The 16,797-nt window shown below is 71.2% G+C and carries 10 protein-coding genes; all 10 read left to right on the forward strand.

Going from position 1 to position 16,797, the window contains the following annotated elements; all coding sequences use genetic code 11:
- Positions 1-118: 118 nt before the first annotated feature.
- The 10 genes from HWN72_RS17220 to HWN72_RS17265 are packed head-to-tail and all read left to right on the forward strand — an operon-like array spanning position 119 to position 16,796.
- On the forward strand, positions 119-6,898 hold the full coding sequence (locus HWN72_RS17220) for a hypothetical protein (protein WP_211150821.1): 6,780 nt from the start codon (positions 119-121) through the stop codon (positions 6,896-6,898).
- Positions 6,895-8,256, forward strand: coding sequence for a DUF4157 domain-containing protein (locus tag HWN72_RS17225; RefSeq protein ID WP_211150822.1), 1,362 nt, complete (start codon positions 6,895-6,897; stop codon positions 8,254-8,256). Before HWN72_RS17220 ends, HWN72_RS17225 begins: the two co-directional genes overlap by 4 nt.
- A 16-nt stretch (positions 8,257-8,272) precedes the next feature.
- Entirely contained in the window at positions 8,273-8,929 is a 657-nt protein-coding gene (locus HWN72_RS17230) for a hypothetical protein (protein ID WP_008831695.1), read from the forward strand.
- Positions 8,926-9,294, forward strand: coding sequence for a hypothetical protein (locus HWN72_RS17235; RefSeq protein ID WP_211150823.1), 369 nt, complete (start codon positions 8,926-8,928; stop codon positions 9,292-9,294). Before HWN72_RS17230 ends, HWN72_RS17235 begins: the two co-directional genes overlap by 4 nt.
- On the forward strand, positions 9,287-10,468 hold the full coding sequence (locus HWN72_RS17240; RefSeq protein WP_036529072.1) for a hypothetical protein: 1,182 nt from the start codon (positions 9,287-9,289) through the stop codon (positions 10,466-10,468). The genes HWN72_RS17235 and HWN72_RS17240 overlap by 8 nt, the downstream gene beginning before the upstream one ends.
- Entirely contained in the window at positions 10,465-10,980 is a 516-nt protein-coding gene (locus tag HWN72_RS17245) for a phage baseplate assembly protein V (protein WP_211150824.1), read from the forward strand. The genes HWN72_RS17240 and HWN72_RS17245 overlap by 4 nt, the downstream gene beginning before the upstream one ends.
- Positions 10,980-11,324 (forward strand): hypothetical protein, encoded by a 345-nt coding sequence (locus HWN72_RS17250; protein WP_211150825.1) that lies wholly within the window; start codon positions 10,980-10,982, stop codon positions 11,322-11,324. The genes HWN72_RS17245 and HWN72_RS17250 overlap by 1 nt, the downstream gene beginning before the upstream one ends.
- Complete coding sequence (locus HWN72_RS17255) at positions 11,321-11,707, forward strand: GPW/gp25 family protein (protein ID WP_008831700.1); 387 nt, start codon at positions 11,321-11,323, stop codon at positions 11,705-11,707. The genes HWN72_RS17250 and HWN72_RS17255 overlap by 4 nt, the downstream gene beginning before the upstream one ends.
- The gene (locus HWN72_RS17260) at positions 11,704-14,124 is read left to right on the forward strand and encodes a baseplate J/gp47 family protein (RefSeq protein WP_211150826.1); all 2,421 of its coding nucleotides are present in this window, start codon (positions 11,704-11,706) and stop codon (positions 14,122-14,124) included. Before HWN72_RS17255 ends, HWN72_RS17260 begins: the two co-directional genes overlap by 4 nt.
- A complete protein-coding gene (locus HWN72_RS17265; RefSeq protein ID WP_211150827.1) occupies positions 14,121-16,796 on the forward strand; it encodes a hypothetical protein in 2,676 nt (891 codons plus the stop codon). The genes HWN72_RS17260 and HWN72_RS17265 overlap by 4 nt, the downstream gene beginning before the upstream one ends.
- Position 16,797: the final 1 nt, after the last annotated feature.

Consider the following 16,797-nt stretch of genomic DNA (forward strand, 5'->3'; position numbering starts at 1 on the left):
GGCGCCGCGCCCGCGTGCGGCGACCGGCGGCGCGCTGCACTTCGACGGGGCCGAGCCGTCACCCGCACGCAGTCTGGAAGACGTTGTCGAGGCCAATTACCGGGACGAGCGCGAGGACATGGTTCGCCTGCTCGCGCAGGAAACCCCGTCCGCCGATGCCGTGACCCGCGTGCTGGACCTGCTCGCGCCGCTGCCTTTCGAGACGGCGCGGGTGCTGGCGGCGCAGCTGGGCACCGGGCCGCTCGCCGCGCTCGCGAACGGCCTTGGCGATGATCATGCACGCAGCCATCGGCGCGAGGTTCTGGCCGCAGCGGAATCGTTCACCACGGACATGCTGGACCGCGCCGACAACGGCCATCGCATCTTCCGGGCGATGCGGCTCGACCCCGGCTCGCTCAGTCCGGCCGAACATCACGCCGCCGTCACCACGCTGCGCCGCGTGCCGATAGGCCAGCTCACGCGCCTCGAAGGCGGCGATAACGGCGCGGACCTGCGCGCCTTGCGCACAACCGCCCTGCCCGAATACGACCGCGAGGAGGCCGGCCGCCGGGCCGCGCGCACCGAAGCGGGACGGCGTGCGGCCGCGCCCGACCTCACCCGGCGCGAAGAGGACTTGCGCCGCACGCTCTCCATCATGCTCACCGGCGCCAGCCGCGAGGACGCCCGTGAGGCGCTTCGGCTGCTGGCTGAAAACCCCGCACTCGCGGTGCCGGACCCGCGCTTCTCGGGCGCACCGACACCTGCACCGGACGCCGCCCTTCCCCCCTTGCCGGAAAGCAGCCTGCAGAGCGTCATCGCCCGGCTCGACGGCGCAGGCATCGTCGATCGCTGGATCGGCGCGCTCGAACCCGTCGACCGCCGGGGCGAGACACCCGAAGCGCGCGGCTTCGCGATGCTCGTCCGCACCCGGCGGCCGGACAGGACCATGGCCCGGATGCGTACCCTGCTGAGCCGCAGCTTCTTCGACTGGGCAGTGCGGGACTGGGAGGCCTCGCTCGCCTGGGACATGCTGCGCGCCATGCCGCCGGCCGAGCAGGCGCGCTTCCAGTCGCTCGACGAGGGCCGCCTCTACCTGCGGCTGATCGAGGAACTGCCGGACGACCTGCGCGCCGAAGCCGCCATGGCCGGGCTTATCGTGGTTCGCGGCGAAGACGGTTCCCTGTCCGACCTCACCGCAGAGGCGGGCGCGCTGCTGGAAGGACAGGCCGAACTGATCGCCGCCGCCCGCGCCTTCGACGACAGCGCCGAGGCGGCCTATCGCCTGTTCGTGCGACTGGCCGCGCTCGCCGTGCCGGCTCCTGCCCACGCGCCGCCGGAAGGAACCGCGCCCGCCTCCACGCGCCCGGCGCCCGGCTTGTCCGTCCTGCAGGCCGTCGTGCGAAGGCTTGACGTCCTGGGCCTGATGCGCCGCTTGTTCTCCGCCCTCTCCGACGGAGTAAAACAGGACCGACGCTACTGGAACGATCTCGCCACTGTCCTCGGCGCCCGCGATCCGGCGTTCAACCGCGAGGACCTGCGGCAGCTGCTCCACGTCAGCACCTTCCTGTGGATCATTACCATCGACGAGGTGACGTTCGAGGAGGCGCTGTTCGCCTTCCACATCCTGCGCGCCCTGCCCGAGGACCAGCGCCGCGCCTTCGAGCTTGAGGATCGCGGCGCCTATGCCGCCCGGATCGCCGGGGCACTGTCGCAGTCGATGCTCCACGAGGCAGGGCTGTCGTTCGCCTTCACCCGCCCTGACGAGCGCGGGGAAACCCCGCTGCGCCGCCAACTGGCCGACCCGGCGGCATGGGACGGGACGAACCCGGCCGATCTGGCGCTGCTGGTCCAGATGGGCATCACGGCGGGCGACTTCGACTGGATCTTCGAGCAGTCGCACCGCCAACGGGCCTGGACCCGCGAGCCGCTTGGGCCGCTGGTCGAACGTTTCGCGCTCTACGACCCGCGCGTGGGGCGCACGTTCCCGCGCCCGCACACGGTCAGCGCCGCGCGGAGCAGCCGCCACCTGCTGGCGATGCTGTTCGGCACCGGCGCCTACGAACTGGAGGAGTACACCCGCCCCGTCCACGGCACCGACCCCTTCACCGGGGAATCCGCGACGTATGCCGAGACCACCGGGCTCAGGGTGACCGTCGACCTCGAACAGCTGGAGGGCAACGCCGGGGCTCCGCTCTACACCGGCGCGGTGCTGGCGCGTTCGCCGGGCGAGCGGATTTCCATCGGCTCGGACAACCGCGAGGCGGCGCTCGCCCAGCCCAACGTCGTCGATATCGAGATCAACGGGCCCGCCGGTTTCATGCGCGTGCGGGCCAGCCGGATCGCGCTCACCCGGTTCGCCTCCGTCTCGACCGGATCGACGCTGCGCGCGGGCGCCGTCTCGCTCACCGACCTCGATTTCGCGCTCACCTTTGCGCCAGAGGACTTGCGGGCGCCGCGTGCCGGGCGCTTCCATGTGGACGATGTCTCGCTCGACGAGATCGTCCACACCCGCGCGGGGGACGCCGAACCGACCGGCCTGCGCCACCTCGGCATCGCCGGAGTCGATGCCAGCGCCAGCTTCCAGACCGCACCGCTGCCCGATTCCCCGGTCCTGGGCCATGTGCTCGGCCTGGTGTGGGACCTCGCGCTCAACCGCGACGCGCTGACCGAGCGGGCGGCGGCGAACACCTCGCTGGGCACCGCGACCATCTCGGTCGGGCGCATCGACGCGCAGGGCCTTCACATGGGCGACCTGCGCGTCGCCAGCCTCTCGGTCGAGGGCTTCACGGCGGCGGCAGGCGGCAACCGCGCGGCGGCGCTGCGCGCGCAGATCTTCGTCCTCGACGCGCGGATCGAACGGGCGCGCGCCGCCGCGCCCGAACAAGTCGCTGGGCTGGTCGCCGATCGCGAGGAGTTGCGGCCCCGGCTCGCCGCACTGGAGCCGCTGGAGGCGGAAATGCTGGGGCTCATGGCGCGGCTGCAGGCAGGGCATCGCCTGAGCGCCGCCGAGCAGGCACGGCTCGACACCTTGCAGGCCGAGACGGGCGTGGGCGGTGTCGGCGGCCTCTCCATCGCCATTGCGCGGGTCAGCGTCGACGGCGTGGACGGCCCGGTCCGCCTTGGCCATGCGGAACTGACCGGCATACGCGGCGGCGGCGACACTGCCGCGCTGGCCTTCCGCCAGATGACCAGCGAGGAGGCGATCCGCCGCTTCGTCAGCGCCGGTCCCCCTTCGCCCGCACGCCTCGGCACAGCGGCGAGCGGGCCGAGCGTGACCGCCGACGAATTCACCCTGCGCGACCTTGCCCTGCCCGCGACGATCCCCACGCTCGCCGCGATCGAGGCGCAGTTGCGCGCCGATCCGCCTCCTCTGCCCGCCGAGCGCGAGCACCTGCTGCACCTGCGCCCGCTGGTCGGTCGCTACGAGGAACTGCGGAGCCGTTCGCTCGGCATCGGCGTGCCGGAAGGATTGGCCCGCTCGCCGCAGGACCAACGCGAACTGCTGGAAGTGTCGCGCCAGCTGGGCGAACTGCTCGACATCCGCGTGCGCGAAGTCACCGTGACCGGACCGACCATCTCGGCAGGCGGCGGCGAGGCGTTTTCCGCGCGGATCGGGGCCAGTTCCGTGGCGGTGCGCGGCATCCACGGCGCGGGCATCACCGAGCGCGAGGGACAGGCCCTCGCCCTCTCGGGTGTCAGCGCCGGGTTGCGGGTGGCTACCGACGGGCTGCATGTCGAGGGGCTCGTGGTGCGCCAGCTCGACTTGCAGGCCCTCGACTACAACAACGGCACCCATCACATCTGGGCGGATGGCCTGAGCACCGCGCGCGACATCACCGCCGACATCCTGCTGCGCCGCCGCACCGGAGAGAACGGCGGCATCGATTTCCGCAACATCCACATCGAGACCTTCCGCATCGGCCGGATCGAAGGCAGCGGCCTCGGCTACGAGAAACTGGTTGCTGGCAGCAGTTCGTACCGGATCGAGATCACCTCCGGCGCCCTGCTCGGGCTGGCGCTGCGAGGGTTCGACATCGACCTCGGCGGCGAGGAGACGCGGATGTCCGGCGCCATCGAGGTCGCCGGATTCGACCAGATGCGCTTCCGTTTCGCGATGGGCCGGATGCTGGAGGCCGGTGGCCAGCTCGATCGGCCGGAAGGGGCCGAGCGCGCGCCTCGCGCGGTCAGTGTCGACATGGCCAGCGACGGCACGATGACCGTCGCCCTCGATGCCCTCGTCGCCTCCGACACCGACGTCACCTATCGCGGCGCGGACGGACGCAGCGGCGGGGGCATGCATATCACGCGCGGCGACGTGTCCGGGCAGGTCGTCCTGGCGGGCGGCGACACGCGGATCAATGCGCTGTGGCTCGACAGCCTGACCTTCAGCCGCATCCGCTGGCACACCGCCGACGGCACCACGATCCGCGCCGACGGCCCGACGGTGGCCACCGGCGTGCGCTTCTCCGGCCGCTATTCCTCGCTGGCGGACGAGCGCAGCGAATTCGCGATCGACAGCCTCCATGTCGACCGCATCAGCGCCGCGCGGATCGTCGTCGATGCCGGTTCGCTGCACCTGGAACTGCCCGAGGCCGCACCGGGCGGGCGCTTCGTGCCGGGAGAGGCGGCGACGCTGTCCGACATCAACGTCCACAACCTGCTGATCGGCCTCGGCGGCGCGGCGACCACCATCGGGCCGACCGCCGGTGCAGCAAGGGCGCGCGGCTCGATCGGCTCGGTGGAGACCGACTTCCTCGTGCGCTACGGCGAGCAACTGCGCGCGAGCGGCATGCTGAACGCCGGAAGGATCGACTTTGCCTTCGATCCCGGCGGTGCGATCGAGGGACGGGCTACGGGAATCTCCGGCGCGGGCACGGTCCACTACGGAGACGGCACCGGGCCGGGTGTCGATCTCGGCTATGGGTTCCGCAACTTCGACACGGGGCTGATCCGCTATTCCGGCAATGTCGTCTCGATCGGCGCGAACGGCAGCGCGCCGCTGCATCTGGACAGCCTGAACCTCTCCCAGCTGGAGCTTTCGGGACCGTCGATGCAGATCCTCGCCCCCGACACCAGCGAGATCACGGTCAACGACATCACCGCGCGGCTCTCGGTGCACCTGCATCCCACGCCCGCGGCAGCGGCGGCTGCAGGCACGCCCTACGAACGCATCGTCATCGACGAACTGCGCCTTGGCCAGGTGGCCGCCTCGGGGATGCGTATCCACCTTGCGAGCCTCGACCTCTGGCTGGACCTGCCGGAGAGCGAGCCCTTCACGGTCGGCCCTGTCCTTGTCGGCCGCCCTGCCGATCCCGCCACCAACGAGCCGCTGGAGATCGTGCCCTCCGCCGGAGGCACCGCGATCACCGGGATCGTACGCGCCGAAGCACTTCACACCGAGCGGCTGCAGGCGCAGCTGGTCGGCTCGCTCAATGCCCGCATGGCCTTCGATGCCGACGTGCTTCAGGCGAACCTCGCGGGCGACGGGCCGATGAGCATCGACCTCCTCAACTGGTCCGCCACCCAGATCGTCGGCTACGTGATGGGCGATCCCGACCAGCGCATCCGCGTACGCCGGGGAGCGGGCGGCACCCGGCACGACATGTTCGGCGAAGGCACCGGCATCGGAGGCGATCGGCTATCCTACAACGCGGCGGAAGGCGGCCACGTCACCCTCGCCGGCCTCAACGCACGCGGCCTGCGCTACGACGACGAGGGTGCGGGCATCCACCTCGACATCCGCCGCATCGAGTCCCCGCAAGTCGCGGTGGATCTCGGCGGCAACAACCAGGGCCGCCGGGTCATCGAGATTCCCTCGGCGACGATCACCGACGCGTGGTTCCGCATCGATCCGATCCCGTCAGGCGGCGGCAGCGGCGGCGGGGCAACAGCCTCGCGCTATCTGGCGGGAGATGCGGGCGCGGCATGGCTCGCCGCGAACCACGAGCTGTTCAGCCACGTCAACGGCAGCTTCACGCTCGCCGGCGCCTACGGGATCGACGGGGCGCTGGGCATCCCTTCGCTGGACTACACCTTCGGGGTGAACGTTCCGATCACCAACGGTTCGATCAATTACGCCGACCTCGAGGGCCAGATCCCCAACCTCGCCGATGCCCTGGTGGACTTCCACCTCGAAGGATCGACGCTTTTCATCGGGGCCGGCTTCCACTTCTACCCGCCGGGCGATCCCGAAGGCATGGGGCCCACGCCGGAGCCGATCCCGATCTATCACGACTTCTTCGAATGGAACCTCGAAGGCAATCACCTGCGCGAGGCGGAGGCGGGCCGGATCGACCTGGAAACCCTGCTGCGCGCACGCTCTCCCCGCGCACCGTCGGCATCCTCGGACTCCGGCGGCACGGACTACGCCGCGCCGCTCAGGATCGACCGGCTGGCGCTCGCGCTGGGGCTGGACAACGGTTCGGATCTCACCGTCTCGCTGGGATCGATGGGGACGGCGACACTCGCGCCGCACGCGCTCGGGGGCCTCACGGTCACGGGGGCGCTGCAACCGCTCGATCCGATCTTCAACGCCTACCCGAGCCTCCGCCGTCAGGGCATCACCAATCCCGAGCGCCCCGGCGCACTGGCGGTACGGCTCGATCATTTCGATCTCAGCGCGCTCGACTTGCGCTTCCCGACGCGCGGACGCGGATCGCGTGACGTTCGCACGGGCGCGGTGCACATCGGCCGTATCGCCGATGCCGAGATCGGCTTTGCCGGGCTGACCCCGCGTACGGCCGAAGGAACTTTGTCCGAGGCGAGCGTCACCAACCTGATCGTCACGCTCAATCCGGATCAGGTCTGCCCGGTGCCAGGGACACCCGCCCCGCGCCGCGCAGGGGCTCCCGCACTCGACACCGCCGGGGAATTCCGGAGCCTCGACGCGAACGGCAGGCCCCGGGAGGACCGTCCATGAATGCGCCCTCCCCCCGCGCTTCTCCCGAAGCGGCACGCCCCACGCTGGAGAACCGCGCGCGCGATACCGCCGTGCGCGGGCTGGCCGCACCGGGGCTGCTCGGCGGGCTGCCCGCATCCCGCCGGGCAGCCCGGGACGAGGCCGGACTGCTCCCCCGCAGCGGCGGCTCCCTGCTGCCGGGCACGGTGCGGCGACAGGCCGAAGCACAGCTGGGCATCGACCTGGCCGGAGTACGCCTCCACACCGGGGCCGAGGCACGGGAGCGCACGCACGTGCTGGGCGCCAATGCCTTCGCTCTGGGGGACGAGGTCGTGCTGGGCGCCGGAGCGGGCGCGCCGGTACTGCTTCACGAACTCGCCCACGTCGCGCAGGCCCGTACCGGAGCCGCGCCGCCGATCGCGCTCCACGACGATCCGCCCCGCCCGCGCGGCATCGGCTCGGCGCCCCCGCGCGATGCGTTCGAGCGCGGCGAAGGCGTGATGCCGGAGACCGGCCACGTCCTGTTCGAGCGCGACAGCGCCGACCTCGACCCCGGCGACGTCGCCACGATCGAGGGCCTGATGCGCGGGCGCAGCCGCAGGTTGTGGGTGGACGTCTACGGCTACGCTTCACTGGAGGGCGACGACGCCTACAACGCCAACTTGTCCGCCCATCGCGGCGTCGCCGTGCGCAGGGCGATCGAACCACTGCTACCGCCCGGTTCGCTGCTCGACGTCCACGCGCAGGGCGAAGTGCAGGACTTCGGCCCCGTGGAAGAGAACCGGCGCGTCGGCATCCGCCTGCGCGATGCGCCGGAGCTTTCCAGCATCGGCCTGCTCGGCGATTTTCGCCTGCAGCTCGATCCGAGCCCGCTGGTCGGGGGGCGTCCGGATGTCGCATCGCCGCCTGCCGGAAGCGAGCCGGAGGCGTCCGCCCCCCTCCTCGATCCCCGCTTCGCGCCGCACTTCGGAGCGAGCCTGCTACCCTCGGATTACGCGCCACGCTTCGATGCCACGCTGGTGCCGCCACTGAGTGGCGAGAGCCTCTTCCCATGGCGCGGCGAGGGTGTGGACTGGACCGCCCTTGCACGTTCCGCGGCGCTGCGCGGGCAGTCGGTGGACTTGCGGGACGCCGCCGCGGCAGAGTCTCTCTATCGCGGATTGCTACCGTTCTGGAGCGGCGTGTTCGGCGCGGACATCGGCGACTGGCTGGCCCGCCGCTCAATCTCCAGTGCTTACGAATCCTACCAGTACCGACAAAACCCGAACCAGTGGGACCGCTGGCAGCAGGAAGACGAGATCCGGGGCACCTCGGTGCGCGGGCTCTCGATCGACCTGCTCGATCCCCCCTGGGCCGAGAAGAAAAAAAAGAAACCCTGAAGCAAAAGGCGCGACGATGGCCAGTTCCCCCCTCACCCCCCGTCTGCTCAAGGCCGGTCTCGTGCGCGTCGAGGCGCAGACCGGCGTGCTGATCGAGGTCGTGCCGCTGCAGTACAACCCCGACACCCTCTCCCGCACCCTGCAGCCGCGCGGCGCGACCGATGGCGCCCCGGCGGAGGAGGCGACCCGCCTCACCGGCCCGCCGACCGAGACGATCTCGCTGGAAGCCGAACTCGACGCCACCGATGCGCTGGAAAATGCCGAGCCGACCGACGATGCCGCCACGCTCGGCCTCTGGCCGCAGCTCGCGATCCTCGAACGGATGCTCTACCCCGGCCTCGCGGCGATGCGCGCGGCCCACGCACAGGCGGCGCGCGGTGCGATCGAGGTGCTGCCCGCGCCGGAACCGCTGACCGTCTTCGTCTGGGGCCGTTCGCGGGTGATGCCGGTGCGCCTGACCGACATGAGCGTGACCGAGGACGCCTTCGACACCGCGCTCAATCCGATCCGCGCGAAAGTGAAGCTGTCGCTGCGGGTGCTCAATGCCAACGACCTCGGCTTCACCAGCTGGCCTGCCTCGCTCTACCTTGCTTATCAGGGGCGCAAGGAGAGCCTCGCCGGGCGCTTCGGCGGACGGGCCTTGTCCGATCTGGGGCTGGAGGCGCTGCAATGAGCACGTCGCAGCTTCCCGTCCTGCCCGGCCTTACCCCCGGCGCCGAGCCCGCATTCGGCGCGACCAGCCGCTATCAAGGCCTGCCGCTCGCCACCGTCACGCTGCCAGACGGCAGTGACGCGGCCTACGTCACCCGGCGGCTGATCCCGCCGCCCGAGGCGTTCTCCCCCGCCGGGGTCGCCGAAATCGGAGTGAGCGACCGCGCCGACCTCGTAGCGGCGCGGGCCTACGGCCGGGCGGAACTGGACTGGCGCCTCGCCGACGCGGCCGGGCTGTCCGACATCGACGCGCTCGCCGCGACGCCCGGCTCGCGGGTCATGGTGCCCTTGCCCGGCCCCACGCATCAGGCGCAGGGCGATGCTTAGGGGCGCGCAGCTCTCGATCCGGACCGGGTTCATCACCCATGACCCGGTGCCGCCCGCGCTGATCGACGCGATCACCGAACTGCAGGTGACCCGCCAGTCCCCGCGCGGCGGTTTCCAGATGAAGCTGAACCTCGCCAAAGGCGGCGCGGTGGAGACCGAGATGCTCCCCGGTGGCATGTTCACGCCGGGCAAGCGGTTCATCTTCTCGCTCACCATCGACGGCCTGCGCACGGTGCTGCTCGACGGGTTCGTGGCCCGCTACGACGTCGCGCAGTCGAACGAGAGCGGCAAGGCCACCCTCAGCGTCACCGGCGGCGACGTGACGCAACTGATGGACCAGTACGACGTCACCGGCCTGCCGATGCCGGGCATGCCGCCAATGGGCCAGGTCGCTTTCATCCTGGCCCGGTGGACGCCGCTGGGGGTGATCGCCGCGATCCTTCCTCCGCCGAGCTGGACGATCCCCAATCCGGTAAACGGCTGGCACGTCCAGCAAGGCACCGACTACGGCCACGTCAACCGTCTCGCCCGCGATTGCGGCTACGTCTTCATGGTCGAGCCAACCGAGGAGGAAGGCGTGACGACCGCCTACTGGGGGCCGGACCTCGGCGGCCTGACGCCGGGCGGCAACTTCAACAGCCAGGGCTTCTCGATGCAGCCCGCGCTGACGGTGAACATGGATCAGGCATCCAACGTGCAGTCGCTGAACTTCACCTTCGACGGTACCCAGAAGCTGCTGCCCTACCTGCTCAGCCAGGAAGTGCGCGGCACCGGCCTCACCATCCCGATCCCCATTCCCGGAGAGGTCCTGAGCCCGCCGATGGGGCCGGGCTGGATACCTTATGCCCGTTTCTCCAAGCTCGCCGACCTCGGCCGCAATTCGGACCGGGAGACGCAGGCACGGCTCGACGTCCCCGAACTGGTCATGCGCGGGCTGGGAGAAGCCGCGCAGGCCAGCCGCGTGGTCGGTGCCTCGGGCACGCTCGACGTCGCGCGCTACGGCCGGGTGCTGGTGCCCGGGCGGCTGGTGCCGGTGCGCGGGGCCGGGCCGCATCACGACGGCGTCTACCTCGTCAAGTCGGTGACGACCTCGATCAAGCGTGGGGAACTCCGCCAGAACTTCCAGCTGACACGCAATGCGCACGGCTCATGGACGCAGGAGGTGGCCGCATGACCGAGACCCGCCGCTATTACGGAAAGTACCGAGGCACGGTGATCAACAACATCGACCCGATGCAGACTGGCCGCCTGATGGTGCAGGTTCCCGACGGTCCCGGCCTCGCCCCCTCGACATGGGCGGAACCGTGCTTTCCCGCCACCGGCAAGCAGATGGGCATGCACTGGCTGCCGCAGATCGGCGCGGGCGTGTGGTTGGAGTTCGAACAGGGCAACCTGAATTACCCGATCTGGACCGGGTGCTACTACCACAGCACCAGCGAAGTCCCGCCGCTGGCGATGGCGGGCACGCCCGGCCTGTCGAACTTCGTGATCCAGACCGCCGGGCAGAACACGCTGATGATCAGCGACACCCCCGGGCCGACCGGGGGCTTCCTGCTCAAAACCATGACCGGCGCGATGATCGCGATCAACGACGTCGGCATCACCATCACCAACGGCAAGGGCGCGACGATCATGCTCACGGGGCCAACCGTGACCGTGAACCAGGGCGCGCTGGTGGTGACCTGATGCCCGGCCCGATCCTCCACGTCGGCGCGCTCGGCATGTGCCCCCACTCCGGGCAGATGAGCATCGCCCCCGGGTCGCCGCGCGTCATGCTGGGCGGGATGCCCGCCGCGACCACGGCCGACATGGCGACGATCGCCGCCTGCCCGTTCCAGGTCCCGGTAGGCGCGGGCGCCAAGCCCCAGCCCTGCGTCACCGTGCAGTGGCTGGTGCCCGCCACCCGCGTCACCGCCGGAGGGCAGCCGCTGATCCTCTCCACCTCGCCGGGCCTGTGCAAGAGCGCCGAGCAGATCCCGCAAGGCCCGCCCACTGTCACCACCGTGCAGACGAGAGTGATCGCGCAATGACCCAGCCAGCCACCTCGCAGGCGCCGCACATCGCCTTCCCCCTCGCCTTCGATTCCGGTGGTCGCACCGCCGCCATGGACGCCGAGGGCTATGTGCGGATGCTGATCGGCCAGCTCCTGCTGACCTCTCCCGGAGAGCGGGTGATGCGGCCCGACTTCGGCAGCGGCCTGCGGCAGATCCTGTTCGGCGGCAACGATCCCTCGATCGCCGTGGCCGTCGAACTCGGCCTGCAGGGCGCGCTCGGCCAGTGGCTCGGCGATCTGATCGAGGTCGGGCAGGTGGAAGTGACCATCGAGGAGGCCACCTTGCGCATCCGCGTCGCCTACGTCCTGCGCGCCAGCGGCGAAACGAAGCTGGCGACGATCGAAAGGCCGCTGCCATGACCGCCCGCTACCTCTGCCGCGAGGCGCGCCGCGTGGCGGCGGTGCGCGATACCCTGGGCGACCCGCAGCCCGACGCCATCAACGGCTTCGACTATCTGGAGATCGCCTCCCCGGATCAGACCCTGATCGACGTGTTCTTCGTCCATGCGCTGCCCGGCGAGACCGATGGCGTTCCCGCTTCGCCGCCGCTGGTCGCGGCCAACTTCAGCGTGACCGGCGGCGACCGCGTGACCGGGATCGGCGTGGAGGAACTGATCGAAACCGACGGCAACCGGATACGCCTGCGCGTCAATGCCGCCGGGGATTTCTCCACTTACGTCCTGCACCTCGTCAGCGCGAGCGGGGAGGAGGAACCACCGCAGCGTTTCGACCCGCGCCTTGCCGCCATCGACTTCCTGTTCAAGGCCGGTTGCCCCAGCGAATTCGACTGCGCCCCCGTGCACCGCTGCCCCCCGGTCGTGGCCGAGGAACCGCGCATCGACTATCTCGCGAAGGACTACGCCAGCTTCCGCCGCGTCATGCTCGACAGGCTGGCGGTGCTGATGCCCGGCTGGCGCGACCGGGGCGCGGCCGATCCCTACCTCGCACTGGTGGAGACGCTGGCGTACCACGCAGACCGGCTCAGCTACGCGCAGGACGCGGCGGGCACCGAGGCCTACCTCGGCACCGCGCGCAGCCGCATATCCCTGCGCCGCCACGCGCGGCTGGTCGACTACCGCGTGGACGAAGGCGCCAATGCCCGCACGCTCGTCCACTTCGGCGTCGCGGCGGGATCGGCGATGGACGGCCGGGTGCTGCCCGCCGGTCAGCTCGTCGCCGGGATGCAGCCCGGGCGCGAGGCGGTGCTGAAGACCGCCGCGCAGCGCGACGCGGCGCTACGCTCGGGCGCGGCGATCTTCGAGACGATGGCCGACGTGACCTTGTGGTCCGCCCACGACGCGATCCCCATCCACACCTGGTCCGATGCGGCCTGCTGCCTGCCGCCCGGCGCGCTCGGCGTCACTCTGGTGGACGAGCCCCGGCTGAACCTTGCCCCCGGCGACCTGTTGATGCTGCTCCAGAGCGCCGATCCAGAGACCGGCGCGGCCACTGACGCCGACCCGCGCCTGCGCCATGCGGTGCGGCTGACCGCCGTGCGCCACGCCGTCGATCCGGTGGACGGCACCCCGGTCTGCGACGTCGCGTGGGACGAGGAGGACGCCCTGCCCTTCGCGCTGCCTCTCGACAGCCTGAGCCTTGCCGGTGAAGTGCGTCCCTGCGCCCTCGCCATGGCGAACCTCGCCCCTGCCGATGCCGGGCATTGGGAACCGCAGGCCACGCTCCTGCCCGACACCGCCCGGGACACGGACCGGCCCTATCGTCCGCAACTGGCGCATGCCGGCGTCGTCTTCGCACCGGACTTCGCCGCATCGGGGCCGGTCTCCGGCTTCCTTGCCCCGCCCGCCCAAGCGCCCACCCATGCCGCGATCCGGCTGACCGACGGAGCGCAGGCGTGGGACATCCTGCCCGACCTGCTCGGCGCCGACCGCTTCGCCCGCGCCGCCGTCGCCGAAGTCGAGCACGGCGGCACCGTGAGCTTGCGCTTCGGCGACGACCGGCTGGGCGTGCGGCCTGCCTTGGGCACACGCTTCTCCGTCGCCTACCGTCTGGGCGGCGGCGCGGCCGTAAACGTCGGGCGCGACGTGCTGCGCCACGTCGCCCTGCCCCCGCACGAAGGTATCGTCGCCGTCACCAACCCGCTCCCGGCGCAGGGCGGCCGCGACCGGGAGGATGCCGCGCACATCCGCCGCTTCGCCCCCGCCCGCGTCGCCCGGCAGGACCGCGCGGTGACCGAGGCCGACTATGCAGCCGCACTGGAGGAACTGCCCGGCGTCCAGCGCGCACAGGCGCGCATTCGCTGGACGGGAAGCTGGTACACCGTGTTCCTCATCGTCGACCGCATCGGCGGCTTGTCCGCGACGGACGACCCGGACTTCGCCGCAGACCTCTTCGCCCATCTGGAAGCGAAGCGCATGGCCGGTTTCGACCTCGAAGTCGCCGACCCGGTCCACGTGCCGCTCGACATCGTGATGCACGTCTGCGTCGATCCCGACGCGATCCTCGCCGATGTGCGGCAGCGGCTGGAGCGCACTTTCAGCGCGGCCACCGCGCCGGACGGGACGCCGGGGTTCTTCCATCCCGACCGCCGCAGCTTCGGCGACCCGGTGCACGCCAGCGCGATCCTCGCCGCTGCCGTAGGCGTGGAAGGCGTGCGATCGGCGATGCTGACGCGCTTCGGCCGCGCCGGGGCGCCGCCGATAGACCCGGTCGCCGACGGCGTGATCGCACCGACTGGCCCGGAACTGCTGCGGCTCGACAACGACCCCGACCATCCCGACCGGGGCCGCATCCGCTTCGACATGGAGGGCGGACGATGACCACTGACCCCGAATGCGCCTGCTTCGGTGGCGCAGACACGCAGCCGGACACGCCCGCTGCGAACCTCGCCATGATCCCGTGGCGACTGGCCACGCACGCAAGCTTCAACGGCGCGATGCTGGACCGGCTGCACAAGGCCCCGGCGCTCGCCCGGCTGACCACGCGCGACCCCGCCGACCCGGCCATCGCCCTGCTCGACGGCTGGGCCACTGCGCTCGACATCCTCGCATTCTACAGCGAGCGCATCGGCAACGAAGGTTTCCTGCGCCCCGCCACCGAGCGGCGTTCGGTGCTCGAACTGGCGCGGCTGATCGGCTATGCGCCCGCACCCGGCGTCTCCGCCTCGGCCTGGCTGGCGGTGACCTGCGACACCATTCCCGGTTCGCCGGAGGTCGTCTCGCTGCCCGCTGGATCAGGGGTAATGAGCATCCCCGGTCCCGACGAGAAGCCCCAGATCTTCGAAACCGACGCCGCCATGGACGCCCGCCCGGACTGGCAGGACCTGCGCGCCGAAAGCGTCCGCTACGTCGCCCCGAAGGCGGGGGACGACAGGCTCATGCTGCAGCCGCCCACGCAGCTGCGCACCGGCGACATGGTGCTAATCGTCGGCTCCGAGCGGGACACCGCGACCACCAGCCCCCGCTGGCAGGCCCGCCGCGTCGCAGGCGTGACCGATGTGCCTCCCGACACCGCCGACCAGATCCCGGCGCGCAGCGAAGTCGTCCTCGAAGCACCGCTCGGCACCGCCGCTGCCATTCCGCAGCTGGCGCCCCGCGTCTTCGCTCTGCGCCAGCGCGCCAGCCTGTTCGGGCACAATGCGCCCGCGTGGGAGTCGTTGCCCCTCGCCCTGCGCGTCGGCGAATTCCTGCCGATCGCCACAGCCGCGCTGGAGGCTAAGGCGATCAAGCGGGCCATCGTGGGCGGCATCGGCGACACCGCCGTAAGCGCGATCGGCTACGGCGGCATCCTGGACGACATCAGCGAGATCATCGAGTTCGACACCACCCGCAAGCTCGCGCCCGGCCTTTATGCGCGCAGGCGTTCCAGCTGGGCCGATGCGCCGTTCCCCGCCACCCGCGACTATGTCGATCTCGACCAGGTCTACGAACGCTTCGTGGCGGGAAGCTGGGTCGTGCTGCGCGCCGGGACGACTATGGAGACCTACAAGGTCACCGAAGCCAGCGAGATCAGCGTCAGCGATTTCGGCATGTCCGGCAAGGTCACCCGCCTGAAGCTGAGCGGCCCTGCGATGACGGCCTTCTCGCCGCGCTCGACCACCGTGCACGGCGTCAGCGAATTGCTCGGCTGGGCGATGACGCCGGTGACCGAAACCGTCAGCGGCAAGAGCGTGACGCTAAGCCGCCACGTTACCGGGCTTTCGGTCGGCCAGCGCGTCGCCCTGACCGGCTCCGAGGCCGCGAGCGGCGCGGCGGCCGCGCGCATCCTCACCATCGCCCAGATCGGCACGGTCGCGGCGGGCGGCGACGCGCCGCAACTCGCTCCCCCGGCGCGGGACGCCACCCGCCTGACCTTTACCGCCGAGATCGACCCGCCGCTCACGCCGCGCAGCCTGCGGATCAACGCCAACGTCGTCGCCGCCAGCCACGGCGAAACGCGCGAGGACGCCATCGGCAACGGCGATGCAACGCTCGCTTTCCAGGCCGTGGCGCTGCCCGGCAAGCCGCTGACCTGGGTATCGGCCCCCACGCCGCTCGGCCGCGCGAGCACGCTGGAACTGCGCATCGGACCCGCCCGCTGGCGCGAAGTCGCGGACTTCGTCGGCAAAGGCCCGCGCGACCGGGTGTTCACCACCCGCACCGCCGACGACGGCACCGTCACCATCCAGTTCGGCGACGGCGTGACCGGCGCGCGCCCGCCGAGCGGCAAGGGCAACCTGATCGCCCGCTACCGCATCGGCACCGGCCTTGTCGGGATGCTCAGGGCCGGGCAGCTGAGCCAGCCGCTGCAGCGGCCCGCCGGACTCTCGGGCGTGATCAACCCGCTCCCTGCATCGGGCGCCGAAGACCCCGAGACCCTCGCCACCGCACGCGCCAATGCGCCGAGCACCGTGCGCACGATGGCCCGCATAGTCAGCCTCGCCGACGCGGCGGACTATGCGCGCACGTTCGCCGGGATCGGCAAGGCCGACGCCACCCTTGTACGCGACCGGACGCTGCGCGCCGTCGTCCTGACAATCGCCGACACGCGCGGCGGCGCCCCCCTGCCCGGCGACGCCCTGTTCGACAACCTGGAGCAATCGATCGCCGCCGTGCGCAGCGGCGGGGACTATGCCGGGCAACGCCACGGCCTGCCGATCGCGCTCGCCCCCTATCGATCGCGCCGATTTGTCCTGCACGCCGGGCTGGTACTTGCCGCCGACGCGGTCGCCGCCGTGGTCATGGCCGCCGCGCGCGAGGCGCTGCTGACCGCCTTCGGGTTTGCGGCGCGCGCCTTCGCCCATCCCGCCAGCCTCGCCGAAGTCTCCGCCGTGCTGCACGCGGTCGACGGCGTGGCCGCCGCGCGGTTCACCCGCTTCCACCGGCAGGACCAGTCCGCCTCGGTTGCCCCCGTCCTTCCCGCGGCCATCGCCGCGCGCCTCGGCAACGGGTGGCAGGGCGCGGAACTGCTGACGATCGATCCCGCCGCCCTCCAGCTGACGCAGGTGCAATGAT

This window comes from Novosphingobium sp. HR1a (assembly GCF_015594425.1).
GTDB classification, from domain to species: Bacteria; Pseudomonadota; Alphaproteobacteria; order Sphingomonadales; family Sphingomonadaceae; genus Novosphingobium; species Novosphingobium resinovorum_A.